At 66.4% G+C, this 19,679-nt stretch carries 18 protein-coding genes and 1 pseudogene; 13 read left to right on the top strand and 6 right to left on the bottom strand.

Going from position 1 to position 19,679, the window contains the following annotated elements:
- A pseudogene (locus AmiPiv_RS24315) lies at nucleotides 1-106 on the top strand (IS630 family transposase); the annotation flags it as partial.
- A 239-nt stretch (nucleotides 107-345) separates the two neighbouring features.
- Here the strand turns inward: AmiPiv_RS24315 and nagA are convergent.
- Genes nagA through AmiPiv_RS24335 form a run of 4 tightly spaced genes read right to left on the bottom strand, consistent with a single transcriptional unit; the run spans nucleotide 346 to nucleotide 4,187 of the window.
- Entirely contained in the window at nucleotides 346-1,503 is a 1,158-nt protein-coding gene (gene nagA, locus AmiPiv_RS24320; RefSeq protein ID WP_340041718.1) for an N-acetylglucosamine-6-phosphate deacetylase, read from the bottom strand.
- Entirely contained in the window at nucleotides 1,500-2,510 is a 1,011-nt protein-coding gene (locus AmiPiv_RS24325; protein ID WP_340041767.1) for an SIS domain-containing protein, read from the bottom strand. Before AmiPiv_RS24325 ends, nagA begins: the two co-directional genes overlap by 4 nt.
- Nucleotides 2,511-2,524: 14 nt before the next feature.
- Nucleotides 2,525-3,313: a GntR family transcriptional regulator gene (locus tag AmiPiv_RS24330; protein ID WP_340041720.1), complete on the bottom strand. Its 789-nt coding sequence runs from the start codon at nucleotides 3,311-3,313 to the stop codon at nucleotides 2,525-2,527.
- Nucleotides 3,306-4,187 (bottom strand): N-acetylglucosamine kinase, encoded by an 882-nt coding sequence (locus tag AmiPiv_RS24335; protein ID WP_340041722.1) that lies wholly within the window; start codon nucleotides 4,185-4,187, stop codon nucleotides 3,306-3,308. Before AmiPiv_RS24335 ends, AmiPiv_RS24330 begins: the two co-directional genes overlap by 8 nt.
- 198 nt (nucleotides 4,188-4,385) lie before the next feature.
- Between AmiPiv_RS24335 and AmiPiv_RS24340 the strand changes: the two genes are divergently transcribed.
- The 12 genes from AmiPiv_RS24340 to AmiPiv_RS24395 all read left to right on the top strand — a co-directional run bounded on the left by AmiPiv_RS24340 (nucleotide 4,386) and on the right by AmiPiv_RS24395 (nucleotide 17,379).
- Entirely contained in the window at nucleotides 4,386-5,300 is a 915-nt protein-coding gene (locus tag AmiPiv_RS24340) for an N-acetylmuramic acid 6-phosphate etherase (protein ID WP_340041724.1), read from the top strand.
- A gap of 31 nt (nucleotides 5,301-5,331) precedes the next feature.
- Nucleotides 5,332-6,591: an ABC transporter substrate-binding protein gene (locus AmiPiv_RS24345; RefSeq protein ID WP_340041726.1), complete on the top strand. Its 1,260-nt coding sequence runs from the start codon at nucleotides 5,332-5,334 to the stop codon at nucleotides 6,589-6,591.
- A gap of 208 nt (nucleotides 6,592-6,799) precedes the next feature.
- Nucleotides 6,800-7,741, top strand: coding sequence for a carbohydrate ABC transporter permease (locus AmiPiv_RS24350; RefSeq protein WP_340041729.1), 942 nt, complete (start codon nucleotides 6,800-6,802; stop codon nucleotides 7,739-7,741).
- 7 nt (nucleotides 7,742-7,748) lie between these two features.
- A complete protein-coding gene (locus tag AmiPiv_RS24355; RefSeq protein ID WP_340041731.1) occupies nucleotides 7,749-8,588 on the top strand; it encodes a carbohydrate ABC transporter permease in 840 nt (279 codons plus the stop codon).
- Nucleotides 8,585-9,649, top strand: a complete 1,065-nt coding sequence (locus AmiPiv_RS24360; protein WP_340041733.1) for a Gfo/Idh/MocA family protein — start codon at nucleotides 8,585-8,587, stop codon at nucleotides 9,647-9,649. Before AmiPiv_RS24355 ends, AmiPiv_RS24360 begins: the two co-directional genes overlap by 4 nt.
- Nucleotides 9,650-9,665: 16 nt before the next feature.
- Complete coding sequence (locus AmiPiv_RS24365) at nucleotides 9,666-10,664, top strand: ABC transporter ATP-binding protein (protein ID WP_340041735.1); 999 nt, start codon at nucleotides 9,666-9,668, stop codon at nucleotides 10,662-10,664.
- Between the two features lie 182 nt (nucleotides 10,665-10,846).
- On the top strand, nucleotides 10,847-12,151 hold the full coding sequence (gene pncB / locus AmiPiv_RS24370) for a nicotinate phosphoribosyltransferase (RefSeq protein WP_340041737.1): 1,305 nt from the start codon (nucleotides 10,847-10,849) through the stop codon (nucleotides 12,149-12,151).
- Between the two features lie 412 nt (nucleotides 12,152-12,563).
- Nucleotides 12,564-13,868, top strand: a complete 1,305-nt coding sequence (locus tag AmiPiv_RS24375; protein WP_340041739.1) for an ABC transporter substrate-binding protein — start codon at nucleotides 12,564-12,566, stop codon at nucleotides 13,866-13,868.
- A gap of 232 nt (nucleotides 13,869-14,100) precedes the next feature.
- Nucleotides 14,101-14,982: a branched-chain amino acid ABC transporter permease gene (locus tag AmiPiv_RS24380; protein ID WP_340041741.1), complete on the top strand. Its 882-nt coding sequence runs from the start codon at nucleotides 14,101-14,103 to the stop codon at nucleotides 14,980-14,982.
- Nucleotides 14,979-15,941 carry a branched-chain amino acid ABC transporter permease gene (locus AmiPiv_RS24385; RefSeq protein ID WP_340041743.1) on the top strand — a complete coding sequence of 321 codons (963 nt, stop codon included), beginning with the start codon at nucleotides 14,979-14,981 and terminating at the stop codon, nucleotides 15,939-15,941. Before AmiPiv_RS24380 ends, AmiPiv_RS24385 begins: the two co-directional genes overlap by 4 nt.
- Complete coding sequence (locus AmiPiv_RS24390) at nucleotides 15,938-16,675, top strand: ABC transporter ATP-binding protein (protein ID WP_340041745.1); 738 nt, start codon at nucleotides 15,938-15,940, stop codon at nucleotides 16,673-16,675. The genes AmiPiv_RS24385 and AmiPiv_RS24390 overlap by 4 nt, the downstream gene beginning before the upstream one ends.
- A complete protein-coding gene (locus AmiPiv_RS24395; protein ID WP_340041747.1) occupies nucleotides 16,672-17,379 on the top strand; it encodes an ABC transporter ATP-binding protein in 708 nt (235 codons plus the stop codon). Before AmiPiv_RS24390 ends, AmiPiv_RS24395 begins: the two co-directional genes overlap by 4 nt.
- A 129-nt stretch (nucleotides 17,380-17,508) precedes the next feature.
- Here AmiPiv_RS24395 and AmiPiv_RS24400 read toward each other — a convergent pair whose 3' ends face one another.
- Nucleotides 17,509-18,930, bottom strand: coding sequence for a sodium:proton antiporter (locus AmiPiv_RS24400; protein ID WP_340041749.1), 1,422 nt, complete (start codon nucleotides 18,928-18,930; stop codon nucleotides 17,509-17,511).
- A 54-nt stretch (nucleotides 18,931-18,984) separates the two neighbouring features.
- A complete protein-coding gene (pncA, locus tag AmiPiv_RS24405) occupies nucleotides 18,985-19,584 on the bottom strand; it encodes a bifunctional nicotinamidase/pyrazinamidase (RefSeq protein WP_340041751.1) in 600 nt (199 codons plus the stop codon).
- Nucleotides 19,585-19,679: the final 95 nt, after the last annotated feature.

Here is a 19,679-nt window from a genome sequence, read left to right on the forward strand (position 1 = left end):
CAGAACCATCGATGCCCTGTGGAAGGCCATCGGTGACATCTGCAATCTCTTCTCGCCAACAGAATGCAGAAACTACTTCAACGCCGCTGGATATGGACTCATATGAAAGTCCGTCGCTCTAGGGGTTTGCCCCTCACCCTTACCCTCTCCCCGTGAAGAACGGGGAGAGGGGGGTGTCGGCGTCGAGCTGGGCTTCTCTCCGAAGAGAGGCATCGGCGTTGGAGCAGGTCTCCAATTCATCTGCAAAAGGGCGCCGATGGCGCCGCTTGTCCCTTCTCCCCGTCCTTACGGGGAGAAGGTGCCGGCAGGCGGATGAGGGGCCGCTCGTCGCTTGACGTAGGCGACCTAAGCCCCAAACACCTTCTTGCCGTCGATCCAGGTGCCCGACACGTCGAGCCCGTCGGTCAGTTGCACGGCGTTCGCCGCATAGCGCTTGGCCAGTCGGCCAAGGCGGTGGTCCTGCCTGACCGATTCCGCCGGATAGAGCGAGGCCATGCGGATCGCCTCGCCGAGGTCGTAGCCGATCTTTTCGTGCATGAAGCGGATGGCCGAGATCATGTCGAGGTCGGCGCCGGCGAGCGTGCCGTCCTCCAGCGTCAGCCGGCCGTTCTCGCGCCTGATGGTGCGGCCGTTGAGCTGGAACGATTTCAGGTCGGTGCCGATGGTGGCCATGGCGTCGGTGACGAGGAAGATGCGTGCCGGGCCGTTCTTGGCCTTGAGCGCGATCTGCATCGTCGCCGGGTCGACATGGACGCCGTCGGCGATGAGGCCGGCCGAGAAGGTCGGGGTTTCGATGGCGGCACCGGCAAGCCCCGGCTCGCGGTTGCCGATCTGGCTCATGGCGTTGAACAGGTGCGTCGCCATCGAGGCGCCCGCCTCGGCGTAGGCCCGGGCCGTGCGGTAGCTGGTGTCGGTGTGGCCGAGGCTGACGACGATGCCGGCCTCCGCCAGCGCCTTGACCTGCTCGGCCTTGACCGATTCGGGGGCGACCGTGGTCAGCAGCACCGGCATCGACGAACGCGCGGCGATGAGCGCCGCCTGGTCGTCGTCGTCCATCGGCCGGATCAGCTTGGGGTCGTGCGCGCCCTTGCGGGCGAGCGACAGATGCGGACCCTCGAGATGCAGGCCGAGGAAGCCGGGCATCTTGCGCCTGACCGCCTCCGCGCCGGCCGCGATGGTCGAGCGCGTGATCTCGCGCGTGTCGGTGATCAGCGTCGGCAGCACCGCCGTCGTGCCGAAGGGCATCTGCGCCTTGCAGATGACCTCCAGCGTGTCGACGTCGGGCTTGTCGTTGAGCATCAGCCCGCCGCCGCCGTTGACCTGCAGGTCGATGAAGCCGGGGACGAGCATGGCGCCCGCCTCCGCGATCTTCACGCCCGACGGGACGTCGCGGCGCGAAACGATGCCCTCGACCACGCCGTCGGCGACCAGGAGCGCGGCATCCTCGTGCCAGGCGTCACCGTCGAAGATGCGCCCGGCAGCAATGGCAAGACGTTCGCTCATATCGTTTCGGTCACTTTGCGCAGGTTGGGCGGGCTGTCGGGGTTGAGGCCGCGGTGGCGGGCGAAGGCCTCGACGAAGCCGTAGAACGAGGCGATCAGCATCAACGGATCGGTGAGCGGATGGCCGGTGGCGACGTGCGGCAGCACCTTGGCCTTCCTGGCCAGCGACGAGGTGATGTGGATCGCAGCACCGCGGTCGGCGAGGCCGTCGGCTGCCTCGGCGATCGACGGCTCCGAGGCATCACGGGCGGCCAGCGCCAGCACCGGGAAGCCGGGACGCACCAGCGCCAGCGGGCCGTGCATGACCTCGGCCGCGCTGTAGGACTCGGCGTGCATCGCGCAGGTTTCCTTGAACTTCAGCGCCGCCTCGTTGGCGATGGCAAAGGACGGGCCGCGACCGAGGATGAACAGCGAATTGCCGTCGGTCAGCGCTTCGGCGATGCCCATCCAGTCGCAGTCGACCGCCTTGGCGAAATGCTCGGGCAACGCGTCGAGAGCGGCAAGCAGCTTGGCGTCGCCGGTCCAGTGGCCGAGCACGGCGAGGCCGGCGACCGCAGAATTGACGAAGGTCTTGGTGGCGGCGACGCTCTTTTCTATCCCGGCGCGGATGTCGATGGCGTGCTCCGAGGCGACCGCCAGCGGCGAGCCGGCGGTGTTGGTCAGCGCGACCGTCAGCGCCCCGCCGGCGCGGGCGCCCTCGGCCATGGCGACGATGTCGGGGCTCTTGCCCGACTGCGAGATGGCGAGGCAGGCGGAATCGGCGAGCTTCAGCTTGGCGCCGTAGATCGACGAGATCGACGGGCCGATGGAGGCCACCGGCAGGCCGGCGGTCAGCTCGATCGCATATTTGAGGAAGGACGCGGCGTGGTCGGACGAGCCGCGGGCGACGGTGGTGACGAAGCGGGGCTGGGCGCGCTTCAGGTGCAGGCCGGTCTCGGCCAGTTCCTTGGCCGAACCTTCGAGCAGGCGCGCGGTGGCCTCGGGGATTTCGGCGATCTCGCGCCGCATATGGGTAGTCGCGTTCAAGTACTTTCTCCTTCTGGCCCTTCCGCCCCGGGCAGCCTCAGTTCGGCGACGAAGTCGTAGGCGTCGCCGCGATAGACCGACTTGGTGAACTCGATCACCTTGCCGGTGGCGAGATAGGATATGCGCTCGATCTGCAGGCACGCCGAGCCCGCCGGCACATCGAGCAGCTTGGCGTCCGCCTCGCCGAGATTGACGGCCGAGATGCGCTGCACGGCGCGTACCGGGCGGTGGCCGGTCTTGCCCAGTGCCATATAGAGCGACGACGTGACTTCGCGAGGGTCGGGCAGCACCGAAGCCGAAATCGTCGCCCGCTCGATGGCCAGCGGCGTGTCGTCGGCGATGCGCAGGCGGCTGAGCCGCGACACCAGTTCGCTTGCCGACAGGCCGAGCACCATCATCTCGTCCGGCGAGGCGGTGTAGATGCCGCGGTCGAGCCATTGCGAGCGAGCCGTCATGCCGCGCCGCGCCATGTCTTCGCTGAACGAGGTGAGCCGGGACAAGGACTGCTCGACGCGCTCCATGCGCGGGGCGACGAAGGTGCCGGAGCCGTGCCGCTGCACCAAAACACCCGACTTGACCAGATCCTGCACTGCCTTGCGCACGGTGACGCGCGAAATGTCGGCGCGGGCGGCGATCTCGCGTTCCGCCGGCAGCGCGTCGCCGGGGCCGATCAGGCCGCGCCGGATGGCTTCCTCGATGTTGCGCTTGAGCTGCAGGTAGAGCGGCGCGCCGCTCTGGCCGACCTCGCGCAGCGTCTCGAAGATGCGTTCCGCTGCATCATCCATGGCCGCCTCCCGGCTTGCCGAATTTCCTGACCGCCATCTGCACGGCGCCGGCGATGGCATCGCCGAGCGGCGGATGCATGATCGCCCGGTAGCGTTCGGAGAGCAGCGGCGCATAGAGGCCGGCGAGCCCGCCCAGGAGGCACAGGCGCTCTGGTGCCGCCAGGTCGAAGACCGCAAGCGTTTCCTCGACCTCCGCCACCACGCGGTCCACCAGCCGCCCGGCGACCGTGTCGCCCTCGGCCGCCGCCGCGAAGACCATCGGCGCGAAGGCACCGTAGTCGACCGGCTTGGCGGCCGTGGTGAACTCGACCATCTCGCCGGGATTGCCGTTGAAGCGTTCCAGGATGGTTTGGGTCAGGGCGGAGCCGCCGCGGATGCCGTCATGGGCCAGCAGCGTTTCCTGCAAAAGGTCGCGGCCGATGCGGGCGCCGCTGCCGAGGTCGCCGATCTGGAAGCCCCAGCCGCCGACCGGGCGCAACTTGCCTCGCCGGCGCGCCAGATAGACGGTGCCGGTGCCGAGTGCCGCGATGGCGCCGTCATGGTCGCCGATCGCGCCCTCGAGCGAGATCAGCGAGTCGTTCTCCACGTCGCTGTTGCGGAAGGGCAGGATGGCCTCCAGCCGCTGCTTGTAGTCGCCGACATTGGCGCCGGCGAGGCCGAGCACGGCGTCGGTGGAAGCAAATAAGGAAGGGTCGAGGCCGGCATCGGCGAAGGCCAGGCGGGCTGCCTCGACGATGTTGTCGCGCGAGCCTTCGAGGTCCGTGCGGATGTTCGCCGGCCCGCCTTTGCCGCGACCCAAAACGTCGCCGGCCTGGGTGGCCACGGCCGCCCGGCAGCCGGTTCCGCCACCATCTATCCCGAGCACAAGATCCACGGCGTTGTCTCCTCGCCATCGATAATACCAATAAAATACCAATAGCCAAGCCTTAAATTCCCGCGACTGGCATCGTATCCTCATTCTATTGAATTTTATCGAGTTTTCAGCCTGCCTTGCGTTGCAGCAAAGGAATTTGTTAACGCGTCTGGACAAGTGGTATTTTTTTGGTATTGTCGAGAACAAGGGAGAGATGGAATGGCGCCACGGCGTACGGAAGCGGTGCACAAAGATGCCTCGGGGATCGATGCCCGGGCACCCGAAGCCGTTCTGGCGCTGCTCGCCGACGCCCAGCTCGAAGCCGCCGCCGTCGTGCGCGCCGCTATCCCCGAAATCGCCGAAGCCGCCGACAAGATCGCCGCCAGCCTCGCGGCGGGCGGACGTCTCGTCTATGCCGCGGCCGGCAGCTCCGGCCTGATGGCGCTGGCCGACGCGCTCGAGCTGCCCGGCACCTACGGCATCCCGCGCGACCGCGTCTTCATCCTGCTTGCGGGCGGAGCGGACGCGCTCGTCAACCTCGCCGGCGCACCCGAGGACGATGCCGGCCAGGCCGTGCGTGACGTCGCCACGACCGGGCTCGGCGCGGATGACTGCCTGATCGCGATCTCGGCCAGCGGCTCGACGCCCTTCGCCATGGCCGCTCTGGAAGAAGCCAGGCGCCGCGGCGCGGCGACCATCGCCGTCGCCAACAATGCCGGCGCGCCGATGTTCGGCATCGCCGAAACTTCGGTGCTGCTCGCGACGCCGCCGGAGGTCGTCGCCGGTTCGACCCGCATGGGCGCCGGCACGGCGCAGAAGATCGCACTCAACATGATGTCGACCATGGCCGCGATCCATCTCGGCCACGTGCATGACGGCTACATGGTCAATCTGCTTGCAGACAACATCAAGCTGCATGAACGCGCGGCCCGCATGGTTTCGGCCATCGCAGGCTGCGACACGGCCGAGGCGCAGGCGCTGCTCGATAGGAGCGGCGGCTCGGTCAAGATTGCGATCCTGCTGGCTGCGGGGGCAGCGAGCCTGGAGGCGGCAAACCAACTTCTGGATGGGGCGGACCAGAAACTCAGGTCCGCACTGTCGAAGCTCGAGGGGAGCAAAGGCTCTCGTCAGTAGAGGCCTTGGAAGGTAAACAGGGAGAACGGAAATGAAATACAGGTTGCTTACTGGACTGCTGATGGCGTCCAGCATCCTCGGCTCCGCCGGGGCTGCGCTCGCCCAGGACGCCGCGCTCACCATCGAGAGCTGGCGCAACGACGACCTCGCCATCTGGCAGGAAAAGCTGATCCCGGTGTTCGAGAAGGCCAATCCGGGCATCAAGGTGACTTTCGCGCCGTCGGCTCCGACCGAGTACAACGCCGCCCTCAATGCCAAGCTCGACGCAGGCTCGGCCGGTGACCTGATCACCTGCCGTCCGTTCGACGCCTCGCTCGAGCTCTACAACAAGGGTCACCTCGCCGACCTGAGCGGCCTGTCGGGCATGGAAAACTTCTCGCCGGTCGCCAAGTCCGCCTGGACCACCGACGACGGCAAGGCCACCTTCTGCGTGCCGATGGCGTCCGTCATTCACGGCTTCATCTACAACAAGGACGCCTTCGAGAAGCTCGGCATCGCCGTGCCGGCGACCGAGGACGAGTTCTTCGCCGCCCTCGACAAGATCAAGGCCGACGGCACCTACATCCCGATGGCGATGGGCACCAAGGACCTCTGGGAAGCCGCCACCATGGGCTACCAGAACATCGGCCCGAACTACTGGAAGGGCGAGGAAGGCCGTCTGGCGCTGATCAAGGGCGAGCAGAAGCTGACCGACCCGCAGTGGGTCGAGCCGCTGGCGACGCTCGCCAAGTGGAAGCCCTATCTCGGCGACGGCTTCGAAGCCCAGACCTATCCGGACAGCCAGAACCTCTTCACGCTCGGCCGCGCCGCCATCTACCCGGCCGGCTCGTGGGAGATCGCGACCTTCAACACGCAGGCCCAGTTCAAGATGGGCGCCTTCCCGCCGCCGGTCCGCAAGGCTGGCGACACCTGCTACATCTCGGACCACAACGACATCGGCGTCGGCCTGAACCCCAAGAGCAAGAACCCGGAAGCCGCCAAGAAGCTGCTTTCCTGGATTGCTTCGCCTGAGTTCGCGACCATCTACGCCAACGCTCTGCCGGGCTTCTTCAGCCTGAACTCGGCTCCGGTGAAGATGGAAGACCCGCTGGCCCAGGAATTCGTCTCCTGGCGCGAGAAGTGCAAGCCGACCATCCGCTCGACCTACCAGATCCTGTCGCGCGGCACGCCGAACCTCGAGAACGAGACCTGGGTGAAGTCGGCCAATGTCATCAACGGCACGCAGACCCCGGAAGCAGCAGCCGCCGAGCTGCAGAAGGGCCTCGACAGCTGGTACAAGCCGGCAAAGTAATGCGGCGGGCTTGATGCTCGCTGGGAGGGCGCTCCGGCGCCCTCCCGTCCTCCTCGGATTCGGACCCGCGGATTCGATTTGGGGCTTGAATTAGCGCATCCGAAGATGCGCTACTGCATCCATGGCCAAGCTGGCCGGACGCGTCGCCGGGGCACATCCTCGCAAACAACTTCAACGGCCTCGTCGGGCCGGACCAAGGACTTTTGAGATGTCGGAGCAAAGCTTAGTGCATAGCCAAGACAAACGACCGACGCGCTGGCACATCGCCGTGTTCCTGGCGCCGGCAGTGCTGGTCTATACCGCCGTCATGATCCTGCCGCTGTTCGGCACCCTGCAGCTGTCGCTGTTCCGCAATGTCGACAACAGCCAGGTGTTTGCCGGCTTCGACAATTTCCGCACGCTGTTCGGCGATCCGCGCTGGTCGGCATCGTTCTGGAACGCGCTCGGCAACAACACCTGGTTCTTCGTCATCCACATGCTGGTACAGAACCCGATCGGTGTGGTGCTGGCGGCACTCCTGTCGAGCCCGAAGCTGCGATTCTCGGCCTTCTACCGCACCGCCATCTTCATTCCGACATTGCTGTCCTTCGTCATCGTCGGCTTCGCCTGGAAGCTGATCCTGAGCCCGCTCTGGGGCGTGGCCCCCAACCTGCTCGACCTCGCCGGCCTCAGGAGCCTGTTCGTGCCGTGGCTCGGCAAGGAAGAATATGCGCTCACAGCGCTCAGCCTGATCTCGGTGTGGCAGTTCGTCGGCATCCCGATGATGCTGATCTACGCCGCCATGCTGTCGATCCCCGACGAGGTGATCGAGGCCGCCGAATGCGACGGCATCACCGGCATGTCGCAGTTCTGGAAGATCAAGCTGCCGCTGATCCTGCCTTCGATCGGCATCATCTCGATCCTGACCTTCGTCGGCAACTTCAACGCCTTCGACCTGATCTATTCGGCGCAGGGCGCGCTGGCTGGCCCGAACTACGCCACGGACATCCTGGGCACGTTCCTCTACCGCACCTTCTTCGGCTTCCAGCTGCAGATCGGCGACAAGAACATGGGCGCCACCATCGCCTCGATGATGTTCTTCATCATCCTCGCCGGCGTGTGCCTCTACCTGTTCCTCATCCAGACGCGGCTGCGCCGCTACCAGTTCTGAGGGTGTCATGAGCAAGGCTGCCTCTTCCCTGCCGCGCACCATAAGCGCACATGCGATCCTGCTCGCCTACACGGCCATCGCGCTGTTCCCGGTGATCGTGATCGTCATCAACTCGTTCAAGTCGCGCGCCGCGATCTTCCGGTCGCCGTTGGCGCCGCCGACGGCGGAGACCTTCGACCTCATCGGCTACAAGACGGTGATGGCCCAGGGCGACTTCTTCCTCTACTTCCAGAACAGCCTGATCGTGACCGTGATGTCGCTGTTCTTCGTGCTGCTGTTCGGCGCCATGGCGGCGTTCGCCCTGTCGGAGTACCGCTTCAAGGGCAACACCATGATGGGGCTCTACCTGGCCCTGGGCATCATGATCCCGATCCGCCTCGGCACCGTCGCGATCCTGCAGCTGATGGTGGCGACGGGCCTCGTCAACACGCTGACGGCGCTGATCCTGGTCTACACCGCGCAGGGCCTGCCGCTGGCAGTCTTCATCCTGTCCGAATTCATGAAGCAGGTGTCGGACGACCTGAAGAATGCCGGCCGCATCGACGGGCTTTCCGAGTACCGCATCTTCTTCCGCCTCGTGCTGCCGCTGGTGCGGCCGGCGATGGCGACGGTCGCGGTCTTCACCATGATCCCGATCTGGAACGACCTGTGGTTCCCGCTGATCCTGGCGCCCTCCGAGGCGACCAAGACCGTGACGCTGGGCGCCCAGGTGTTCATCGGCCAGTTTGTCACCAACTGGAACGCCGTGCTCGCGGCGCTGTCGCTGGCCATCCTGCCGGTGCTCGTCCTCTACTTCTTCTTCTCGCGGCAGCTCATCCGCGGCATCACTTCCGGAGCAGTCAAGTGACCACAGAAAAGCCACTTCGCGTCGTCGTTGCCGGCCTTGGCAACATGGGCCGGAGCCACGCGCTCGCCTACCACAACAATCCGGGCTTCGAGATCGCGGCGCTCGTCAACCGCTCCGACGTGCCGCTGCCCGCGGGCATGGAAGGCTATGGCATCCAGCGCTCCTTCGAAGGCGCGCTCCGCGAGCTGAAGCCCGACGTCGCCTCGATCAACACCTATTCCGACAGCCATGCCGACTATGCGGTGATGGCCATGGAGGCGGGTTGCCACGTCTTCCTCGAGAAGCCGCTGGCGACCACGGTGGCAGATGCCGAACGCGTCGTCGCCTGCGCCAAGGCCAACGGCCGCAAGCTGGTGATCGGCTACATCCTGCGCCACCACCCGTCGTGGATCCGGCTGATCGGCGAGGCGCGCGGGCTCGGCGGGCCGTATGTGTTCCGCATGAACCTCAACCAGCAGTCCTCCGCCCACAAGTGGGACACCCACAAGCAGCTGATGAAGACGACCTCGCCGATCGTCGACTGCGGCGTGCACTATCTCGACGTCATGTGCCAGATCACCGACGCCGAGCCGGTCGAGGTGCGCGGCATGGGCCTGCGCATGACCGACGAGATCGCGCCCGACATGTACAATTACGGCCACCTGCAGGTGCTGTTCGCCGACGGCTCGGTCGGCTGGTACGAGGCCGGCTGGGGTCCGATGATGTCGGAGACGGCCTTCTTCGTGAAGGACGTGATCTCGCCCAGGGGCAGCGTGTCGATCGTCGTCAACGAGGCCGCCACCAAGTCCGACGACGTCGATTCCCACACCAAGACCAACATGATCCGGGTGCACCGCGCCGATCTCGGGGCGGACGGCAACTTCGCCCACGCCGACCAGGATCTGTCGATGAAGGACGAGCCCGGCCATCAGGGGCTGTGCGACCGCGAGCAGGCCTTCGTGCTGAAAGCCATCCGCGAGGACATCGACCTCACCCGCCACATGGCGGACGCCGTCAAATCGCTGCGCGTGTGCCTGGCCGCGGACGAAAGCGTCCGCACCGGCCGCCCCGTCAAGCTCTAACAGGAAGGAACTGCCTGTGGGATCTCTCAAGATCGAGAATGTGAAGAAGTCCTTCGGTCCGGTCGACGTGCTCAAGGGCATCGACCTCGACGTCAAGGACGGTGAATTCGTCGTCTTCGTCGGCCCCTCGGGCTGCGGCAAGTCGACCTTGCTGCGCATCGTCGCCGGCCTCGAGGATGCCACCTCGGGCAACCTCATGATTGACGGCCAGCGCGTCAACAACGTGCCGCCGGCCAATCGCGGCATCGCCATGGTGTTCCAGACCTACGCGCTCTATCCGCACCTGACCGTACGCGACAACATGGGCCTCGGCCTCAAGCAGGCCGGCACGCCGGCAGCCGAGATCGACAAGCGCATCGCCACGTCGTCGGCGATGCTGTCGCTGGAGCCCTACCTCAAGCGCCGCCCGGCCGAACTGTCCGGCGGCCAGCGCCAGCGCGTCGCCATCGGCCGCGCCGTGGTGCGCGAGCCCAAGCTGTTCCTGTTCGACGAGCCGCTGTCGAACCTCGATGCGGCGCTGCGCGTCAACACCCGCCTCGAGATCGCCCAGCTGCACAACCGGTTGAAGTCGACCATGATCTACGTCACCCACGACCAGGTCGAGGCGATGACGCTGGCCGACCGCATCGTCGTGCTCAATGCTGGCCGCGTCGAGCAGGTCGGCGCGCCGATGGAGCTCTACAACAAGCCGGCCAACATGTTCGTCGCCGGCTTCATCGGCTCACCCAAGATGAACTTCATCGACGGCGCCCGCCTCGGCCAGACGGTCAAGACCGTCGGCGTCCGCCCCGAGCACATCGCCGTCAGCGACACCTCCGGCGCCTGGAAGGGCACGGTGGTCCATGCCGAGCATCTCGGCGCCGACACCAACGTGTTCCTGGAGACCGAGAAGGCCGGCCTGGTCACCATCCGTCTGTTCGGCGAATACCGGACCGGTCCGGGCGCCACGCTCTACGCCACGCCCGATGCGGCACGGACCTACAGGTTCGACGCCGACGGCAAGGTCATGGCCTAGCCCTTTTCCAAGGGTCGCACTGGTGGTCCCGACGTTTCGGGACCACCCCGCAGCGGCATGGGCCAGGCGCCGCTTTTTTGTCGCCAGACGCTTGATCGCCACTGCGCTATATCCCAATGCTAGCGACATGGTTGCGGCAACCTCCACCCGGGGGGCGGTCGCGCCGAGGAGGCAAGGGCAGCATGGCAAGGACCGACATCGCAAGAAGGGTGTACAACCACACCTGGAAGCTCGATCCGATCGTGCGCAGCCTGCTCGACACGGACTTCTACAAGCTTCTGATGCTGCAGATGATCTGGGGTATGCACCCCAAGGTCGACGCCACCTTCTCGCTGATCAACCGGGCGACCTCGGTCAAGCTCGCCGAGGAGATCGACGAAGGCGAGCTGCGCGACCAGCTCGACCACGCGCGCACGCTGCGCTTCTCCAAGAAGGAGATGATCTGGCTGGGCGGCAACAATTTCTACGGCCGCAAGCAGATATTCGAGCCGGAATTCCTGGCCTGGCTGGAGGATTTCCAGCTGCCCGAATATCACCTCGAAAAGCGCGACGGCCAGTACGAGCTCACCTTCGCCGGACCATGGATGTATACCTCCATGTGGGAGATCCCGGCACTCGCCATCATCAACGAGCTGCGCTCGCGCTCGGCGATGAAGGCGTTCGGCCCGTTTGCGCTCGACGTGCTCTATGCCCGCGCCAAGGCCAAGATGTGGGACAAGACCGAGCGGCTGAAGAAGCTGCCGGGCATCAAGATCTCCGACTTCGGCACGCGCCGCCGCCACTCCTTCCTGTGGCAGCGCTGGTGCGTCGAGGCGCTGAAGGAGGGCATCGGCAAGGCGTTCACCGGCACCTCCAACGTGCTGCTCGCCATGGACACCGACCTCGAGGCGCTCGGCACCAACGCGCACGAACTGCCGATGGTCTATGCGGCGCTGGCCAACAGCGTCGAAGAGCTCAAGCAATCGCCCTACAAGGTGCTGCGCGACTGGCAGCGCTATTATGGCGGCAACCTGCTGATCGTCCTGCCCGACGCCTTCGGCACGGCGGCCTTCCTGCGCGACGCGCCCGACTGGGTCGCCGACTGGACCGGCTTCCGCCCCGACAGCGCCCCGCCGATCGAGGGCGGCGAGCGGATCGTCGAGTGGTGGCGCAAGAAGGGCCAGGACCCCAGGTCCAAGCTCCTGATCTTCTCCGACGGGCTCGACGTCGACACCATCATCGAGACCTACCGCCATTTCGAAGGCAAGGTGCGCATGTCCTTCGGCTGGGGCACCAACCTCACCAACGACTTCGAAGGCTGTGCGCCCAGGGAAACCGACCGGCTCAATGCGATTTCGCTGGTCTGCAAGGTCACCCAGGCCAATGGCCGCCCGGCGATAAAGCTCTCCGACAATCCGGCCAAGGCGACCGGCGACAGGCAGGAAATCGCCCGCTACCTGCGCATCTTCGGCGAGAAGGACCGGGTGGAGCAGTTGGTGAAGGTGTAGGCGGGATCCGACCCGCCGCCTCTGTCCTGCCGACCCCGCGAGTGGGGAGATCGGCAGCTCCAGCGCAGGTGCCTGTCCTGCAAGTCCGCAGCAGAACTAACCCCATGTCGATCCAAGGTCGCATAGCCATGGCCGTGGCGACTGGCGAAGGCCGAGATAATGGCCAATCTCCCCCTTTGCGGGGGAGATGTTCGGCAGGACAGAGGGGGCGGGGCGGAGCGCTCCTACGCTTCCGCGTGGCGCCGTCCCTGCCGGAGGCTTCGTTTGCGACCCCCGCGGCGGGCTCTATTGCCACTCCTCCGGATTGGTGATCTAGTTTGTACACATGCGATTTTCAGCCTGGCCGCCAAGGCCGGGCAGGGCGTCAAACCCGCACGATCGTTGGTCAAAACGCGCGACAAGGGGACAGGGCATGACTGACAGCAATCGCTTCTTCGACCTCGGCAAAAAAGGCCTCTCGCGCCGCGGCGCACTCAAGGGCATCGCCGCCGGCGCGGGCCTGATGGCCGCCCCCGGCTTCGTGCGCTATGCGCAGGCGCAGTCCTCGGCGCCGATCAGGATCGGCTTCCAGGCCCACCGCACCGGCATCGGCGCCGCCTATGGCCGCTGGTACGAGAAGACGACCAACGCGGCGGTCAAGCTGATCAACGACGCCGGCGGCATCAACGGCCGCCCGGTCGAGATCGTCGTCGAGGACGATGGCACCGACCCCAAGCGCGGCGCCGAAGTCGTCGGCAAGTTCGCCAGCCAGCACAAGACCGACGTCGTCTACGGCACGCTGTTTTCCCATGTCGTGGTCGGCTCGGCGCCGACCGCCGGCGAGCTCAAGATCCCTTACTACGTCGTCAGCGAGGGCTACCATGTCGCCTCGGGCAAGCTGAACCGCTGGGTCTTGCAGCCGGGCATCACCGACGTCCGTTCGCAGGTCACCTCGGTCGCGCCCTGGGTCGCGGCCAACCTCGGCAAGAAGGTGACGATGATCTATCCCGACTATGCCTTCGGCTACGACCATCGCGACTATTTCACCGCGGCGATCAAGGCGCAGGGCGGCGACGTGGCGGCCCAGATCCCGATCCCGCCGACCGAAAGCTCGTTCACCAAATACCTGCCGCAGATCCCCGCCGACACCGAGGTGCTGTATCACGTCATGGTCGGCCCCGGCGTGCTCACCTTCGTCAAGGAGCTCGGCGAGTTCTACGGCTCGAGCAAGCCGCAGCTGTTCGGCTTCATCGACTCGCTCGAGGCCGTCGACATCAACAGCCCGGGGCTGGAGTTCCTCGACGGCAGCCATTTCTGGGAAGGCTCGCCGCGCTATGCCCAGGACAACGACAGCGAGGCGCAGAAGGCCTACCGCAAGGCCGTCGGCATCGACGACAACGGCGCCTCGACGAGCGATCCCAAGGACGTGTCGACCGCGGCCCATATGTACGGCTGCTGGGAGACGCTCTACGTCATCAAGAAGGCGATGGAGGATTCGGGCTACAAGGGCCCCGAGGACCGCGCCAAGCTGGTCGAGGCGACCGAGGCGCTGAAGGAGTTCAAGGAAGGGCCGGAGCACCCGCAGGGCGACAAGATCTTCAACGGCAAGATCCACCAGGTCTTCGGCCACCAGAACATCTCCAAGGTCGAGGGCGGCAAGCTCAAGGTCGTGCACCGCACCTCGATCGAGGACGGCATGTACGAGCCGGAGGCGGATTACACGACGCAGCCGCTGTGAGGGCGCGGCGATAGATTTGCCTGCAGTGTGCACTACGTTGCCCCCCTCTGGCCTGTCGGCCATCTCCCCCACAAGGGGGGAGATCAGCTTTCATCGGCCTGCCAGCCAATCGCGGACGTTGCAGAGTAGCTGCGAGCTCGCAGCTGCCGATCTCCCCCCTTGCCGGGGAGATGGCCGGCAGGCCAGAGGGGGGTGCCAAGGAACGCTGCTTTCCACAAGAGACCGCACCTGAATGGCTTTCGGACCCCACCTCCTGCTCGCCACGCTCGAAGGCCTCGTCACCGCCGCGGTGCTGGCGCTGACCGCACTCGGCCTGTCGCTGGTGTTCGGCGTCATGCGCATCGTCAACGTCGCGCATGGCGAGTTTTTCATGCTGGGCGCGGTGCTCGCCTGGGCGATCACCACCGCCGTCAGCGGCAATCCGGCGGTCGGCTTCGCGGCTGCCCTGGTGCTGGCGCCGCTGATCGTCGGCGCCATTGCCTGGGTGTCGGAGCGGCTGGTGCTCAGCCGCATCGAATACAACCCGGAGGCGACGATCGTCGCCACCATCGGCTTGCTCTACATCATCCAGCAGCTGGCGCTCACCTTCTACGGCCCCGAGGCGCGGCCGGTGGCGCCGCCCTTCAGCTACCGCATCCAGCTGCCGTGGTTCGGCTATTCCGGCTACAAGCTGTCGATCATCACTGCCTCGGCCCTTTTGCTCCTCGCCACCTGGTTCGTGCTGACCCGCACCCGCATCGGCCTGGTGATGCGGGCGACGCAATACGACCGCGAGATCGCCCAGGCTTTCGGCATCCCGGTCGGGCGCGTCTATGGCGCGGTGTTCGCGCTCGGCGCCATGCTCGCGGCCGTCGCCGCGGTGCTGATCGTGCCGATCAGCCAGGCGCACTACCTGATGGGGCTCGACCCGCTGCTCTTGTCCTTCATCGTCGTCATCATCGGCGGGCTCGGCTCGCTGCGCGGCACGGTGGTGGCGGCGCTGCTGATCGGCGTGTCCGACGGCATCGTCTCGGTGTTCTTCTCGCCGACGCTCGCCAAGATCATCGCCACCCTGGTCGTCGCCATGGTGCTGGTGTTCCGCCCACAGGGCCTGTTCGGAACGGCGGCGAAATGACCGAAGCTTCGACGGCGAAAATCTACGGCCTGCACGTCGCCGTCGTCGCTGTGCTGGTGGCGCTCAACTTCGTGCTGCCCGAATATCACCATGCCGTGCTGGCGCGCGTGCTGGTGCTTGCCGTCTTCGCCATGGGCTACAACCTGTTGTTCGGCTATGCCGGCCTGCTCAGCCTCGGCCATGCCATGTTCTTCGCCGCCGGCCTCTATGGCGCCGGCCTGCCGCTCTACCATCTCGGCTGGGGCGTACCGGCGGCCTTCGCTTCGGGACTCGCCGCCGGGCTGGTGGTCTCGGCCGTCATCGGCCTGTTGGCGCTCAGGACCACCGGCGTCGCCTTCATGATCGTCACCATGATGTTCGCGCAGGTGTTCTACCTGGTGACGCTCTATTTCGGCGAATGGACGCGCGGCGACGAGGGGCTGGTGCTGCAGCAGCAGGCGCGGCAGGTCGCTCTTGGCGCGACCACGCTCGACCTCACCAATCCCGACACGCGCTACCTCCTGGCCGCAGCACTGTTCGCCACAGCACTGTTCGCCACGCTCGCCATCGTGCGCTCGCGCCACGGCCGCGTCCTGGTGGCGATCCGCGAGAACGAGGAGCGCACGCGCATGCTCGGCTACGACACCTTCGCCAACAAGCTGGCGGCGGTGGTGGCCTCGGGCGTCATCTGTGCTGCGGCGGGGGCTGCCTATGCGCTGCTCTTCGGCTATGTCGGCTCGACCTTCGCCTCGGTGCAATATTCGATCCTGCCGCTGCTGTGGGTGCTGCTCGGCGGGGCCGCCACCACGCTCGGACCGCTCGTCGGCACGCTGTTCATGTACTACGTCGTCGACATCACCAGCGGCTACACCTCGGCCTATATGCTGGTGGTGGGCGCGGTGCTGATCCTGCTCGTGCTGTTCTTCCGCAAGGGCGTGCTCGGCACCGTGCGCGAACGCTGGGCGAGGTGGCTGCCATGACGCCGCTGCTCGTCACCCAGGGCCTCTCGCGCCATTTCGGCGGGCTGCGCGCCGTCGACGGCGTCGACTTCTCGATCGAGCCCGGCGAGATCAGGGCGGTGATCGGCCCCAACGGCGCCGGCAAGACCACCTTCGTCAGCCTCGTCTGCGGCCGCTACGAGCCGAGCGCCGGCACGATCGTCTTCGATAGCGAGGACATCACGAAAATGCCGGCGCATCTCAGGGTCCGGCGCGGCATCGCCTACACCTTCCAGATCACCAGCGTCTTCGCCAACCTCACGGCCTACGACAATGTCGCGCTGCCGGTGCAGCGCACGCTGACCGACGGTCGCTCGCGCGGCGCCGTGCGGCACGGCGTGATGGAGGCGCTGGAGCGGGTCGGTCTGGCGTCGCGGGCTGGCGTGCAGGCGGGCGCGCTCGCCTACGGTCACCAGCGGCTGCTGGAGGTCGCCATGGGGCTGGCGCTCAGGCCGCGGCTGCTCATCCTCGACGAGCCAACGCAGGGGCTTTCGGATGGCGAAATCGACAATTTCATCGGCCTTGTCCGCGACATCGCGAGCGACGCGACCGTGCTTCTGATCGAGCACAACATGCCGGTGGTGATGGAACTCGCCCACCGCATCACCGTCTTCAACGCCGGCAAGATCCTGGCCGAAGGCACGCCGGCCGAGATCCGCGCAAACGCCGCCGTTCAGGACGCCTATCTCGGCACCGCCCAGGAGGCGGGCGCATGACCGCGGCGCTGACCATCGAGGGCCTCGACTGCTTCTACGGCGAAGTCGAGGTGCTGCACGGGCTCGACCTCGAACTGCGCAAGGGCGAGGTGCTGTGCCTGCTCGGCCGCAACGGCGCCGGCAAGACCACGACGCTGAAGGCGATCATGGGGCTGGTGCCGGCGCGCGCCGGGTCGATCAGGCTGGGCGGGCGGGAGCTTACTGAATTGCCGGCGCACGAAGTCCCCAGGGCCGGCGTCGCCTATGTGCCGCAGGGCCGGCGGCTGTTTGCCGAGCTGACCGTCGCCGAGAACATCGAGATCGGGCTGATGGCGCGGAACAAGGGTGCGGCGGCGCGCGCGGCGGTGCTCGATCTGTTCCCGGTCCTGCGCGAGCGGCTCAGGCAGCGCTCCGGCACGCTGTCGGGCGGCGAGCAGCAGATGCTCGCCATGGCGCGTGCGCTCTGCCTCGAGCCCGAGGTGCTGCTGCTCGACGAGCCGACCGAAGGGCTGATGCCGTCGATGATCGCGAAGGTTCGCGAGACGGTCGGCAGGCTGCGCGGGCTCGGCGTCTCGACCATATTGGTCGAGCAGCGCGTCGACGCCGTGCTGCCGGTGGCCGACCGCGTCGCCTTCATCGAGAACGGCCGCAACCGCGAGACCGTCGACGTCGCGCGCCTGCGCGAGGATCCTGCGCTGGTCAGGCGCTATGTCGGGGTGGGGTAGCGCCTGACAGCCCCTTATCCGCCTGCCGGCACCTTCTCCCCGTAAACGGGGAGAAGGACGAAGCGGCAACGTCGGCGCCCCCTCTCCCCGCTGGCGGGGAGAGGGTAAGGGTGAGGGGCAACTCCGACGTCACCCGAAGAACACGAAGCCCGCGATCAGGAAGGTCGGGATCAGCACTGCGCCCGACCAGAGCATGTAGCCGAAGAAGCCGGGCATCTTCACCCCGCGCTCGCGGGCGATGGCGTAGACCATGAAGTTGGGGGCGTTGCCGATATAGGTGTTGGCGCCCATGAACACCGCGCCGGCCGAGATCGCCACCAGCGTCGATGCGAAGGTCGTCATCAGCGCCTGCGGATCGCCGCCGGCGAGTTCGAAGAAGACGAGATAGGTCGGCGCGTTGTCGAGGAAGGACGACAGCGCCCCGGTCAGCCAGAAGTAGGCGAGGTCGTTGGGCGCGCCGGAGGCCGACGTCACCATAGCCACCAGCGGGCCGAAGGCGCCGTCGAGGCCGGCACGCAGGATGGCGATGACCGGCACGATGCAGACGAAGATACCGGCGAACAGCTTGCCCACCTCGAGGATCGGCCCCCAGGAGAAGCCGTTGGCGGCGCGGTATTCTTTCCGCGTGACCCACAGCGAGACGAAGGCGAGCATCAGGATGAGGGCGTCGCGCACCAGGTTCTGCCATTCGAGTTCGACGCCCTGGATGGTGAGGGCGACGCCCGGCTTCCACGACGCCGACAACAGGATCGCCCCGATCACCCCGGCGAGCAGGATGAAATTGGCCCGGCCGCGGATGCGCACCCTGGAGTCCGGCGTCGGGTCCTTGATCTTCGGCTGGCCCTTCTCGCGGATGTGCAGCACCCAGTCCAGCGCCAGGAAGGCGGCAAGCACGATGCCGCCGACAAGCAGCGTCTCGCGCCACAGGTTGGCAGTCGTCCAGAAGAAGTCGACGCCGCGCAGGAAACCGACGAAGAGCGGCGGATCGCCGAGCGGGGTCAGCGAGCCGCCGATGTTGGAGACGAGGAAAATGAAGAAAACGACGACATGGGCGTTGAACGGCCGGTTGTCGTTGGCGCGGATCATCGGCCTGATCAGGATCATCGAGGCGCCGGTGGTGCCGACCACCGAGGCGAGCAGCGCGCCGATCAGCAGCAGTGCCGCATTGACCAGCGGCGTGCCGTGGATGTTGCCGGCCACCAATATGCCGCCGGCGATGGTGAACAGCGCAAACAAGAGGATGATGAAGGACATGTATTCGAGCAAAAGCGTGTGCAGCACCGCCTCGGCCGAGATGCCAACGCCGAAGGACGCCATCAGCGGCAGGATGACCAGTGCCGCCCAGGCGGCGGTGATCTTGCCGTAGTGGTGTTCCCAGAAATGGGCGTAGAGCAGCGGGCCGGTGGCGATGGAGATGAGCAGCCCGACGAAGGGCAACGCCCACCATAGCGACATGGCCGCACCCGGCAGTCCGTCCTCCGCCGCCAGCGCCGGGCCGGCGCCCAGATAGAGGCCGGCCGCACCAATGGCAGCCAATCGCAGGAATTTCATGAATGTCCCCTCAGTCCCGGCGCGGACGCCGCTTGCCCCACAAAAGCGGTTGGTTCAAATCAGCGTGACGCCGGCGTCGCGCATCTTGCCGATCATTGTGTCCAGCGAGCCGTTGAGATTGATCGCCCGGCAGGCGTCGAGCCGGACGGTGGTGGCAAGGCCCTGCTTCACCGCGTCGAGCGCCGAATAGGCGACGCAGAAGTCGGTCGCCAGGCCGACCAGCGTGACCGCGCCGATGCCGCGCTCGCGCAGGTAGCCGGCGAGGCCGGTCGGGGTCAGGCGATCGTTCTCGAAGAAGGCGGAATAGCTGTCGATGCCGGGGCGAAAGCCCTTGCGGATGACGAGTTCCGCCTTGCTCCAGGCCAGTCCGGTGTGGAAGTCGGCGCCCTTGCTGCCCTGGATGCAATGGTCGGGCCACAGCGTCTGTGGGCCGTAGGGCATGTCGATGCTCTCGAACGCCTGCCGCCCGGGATGGCTGGAGGCGAAGCTCGAATGGCCGGCCGGATGCCAGTCCTGCGTCAGGAGCACGTGCTCGGTATGGCGGATCAGGTCGTTGACCAGCGGCACGATCTCGTCGCCGCCGGCGACCGCGAGCGCGCCGCCCGGGCAAAAGTCGTTCTGCAGGTCGACGACGATGAGTGCGTCCGCTGCCATGGAGCCTCCTCGGAATTCGCTATGGTCGGGGCGCCGAAACTGGGTCAGATGCCGCCGCCCGTCAACCCTCCGCCTTCGCCATGGCCGCCGCCAAG

This window comes from Aminobacter sp. Piv2-1 (assembly GCF_037625995.1).
GTDB lineage: Bacteria > Pseudomonadota > Alphaproteobacteria > Rhizobiales > Rhizobiaceae > Aminobacter.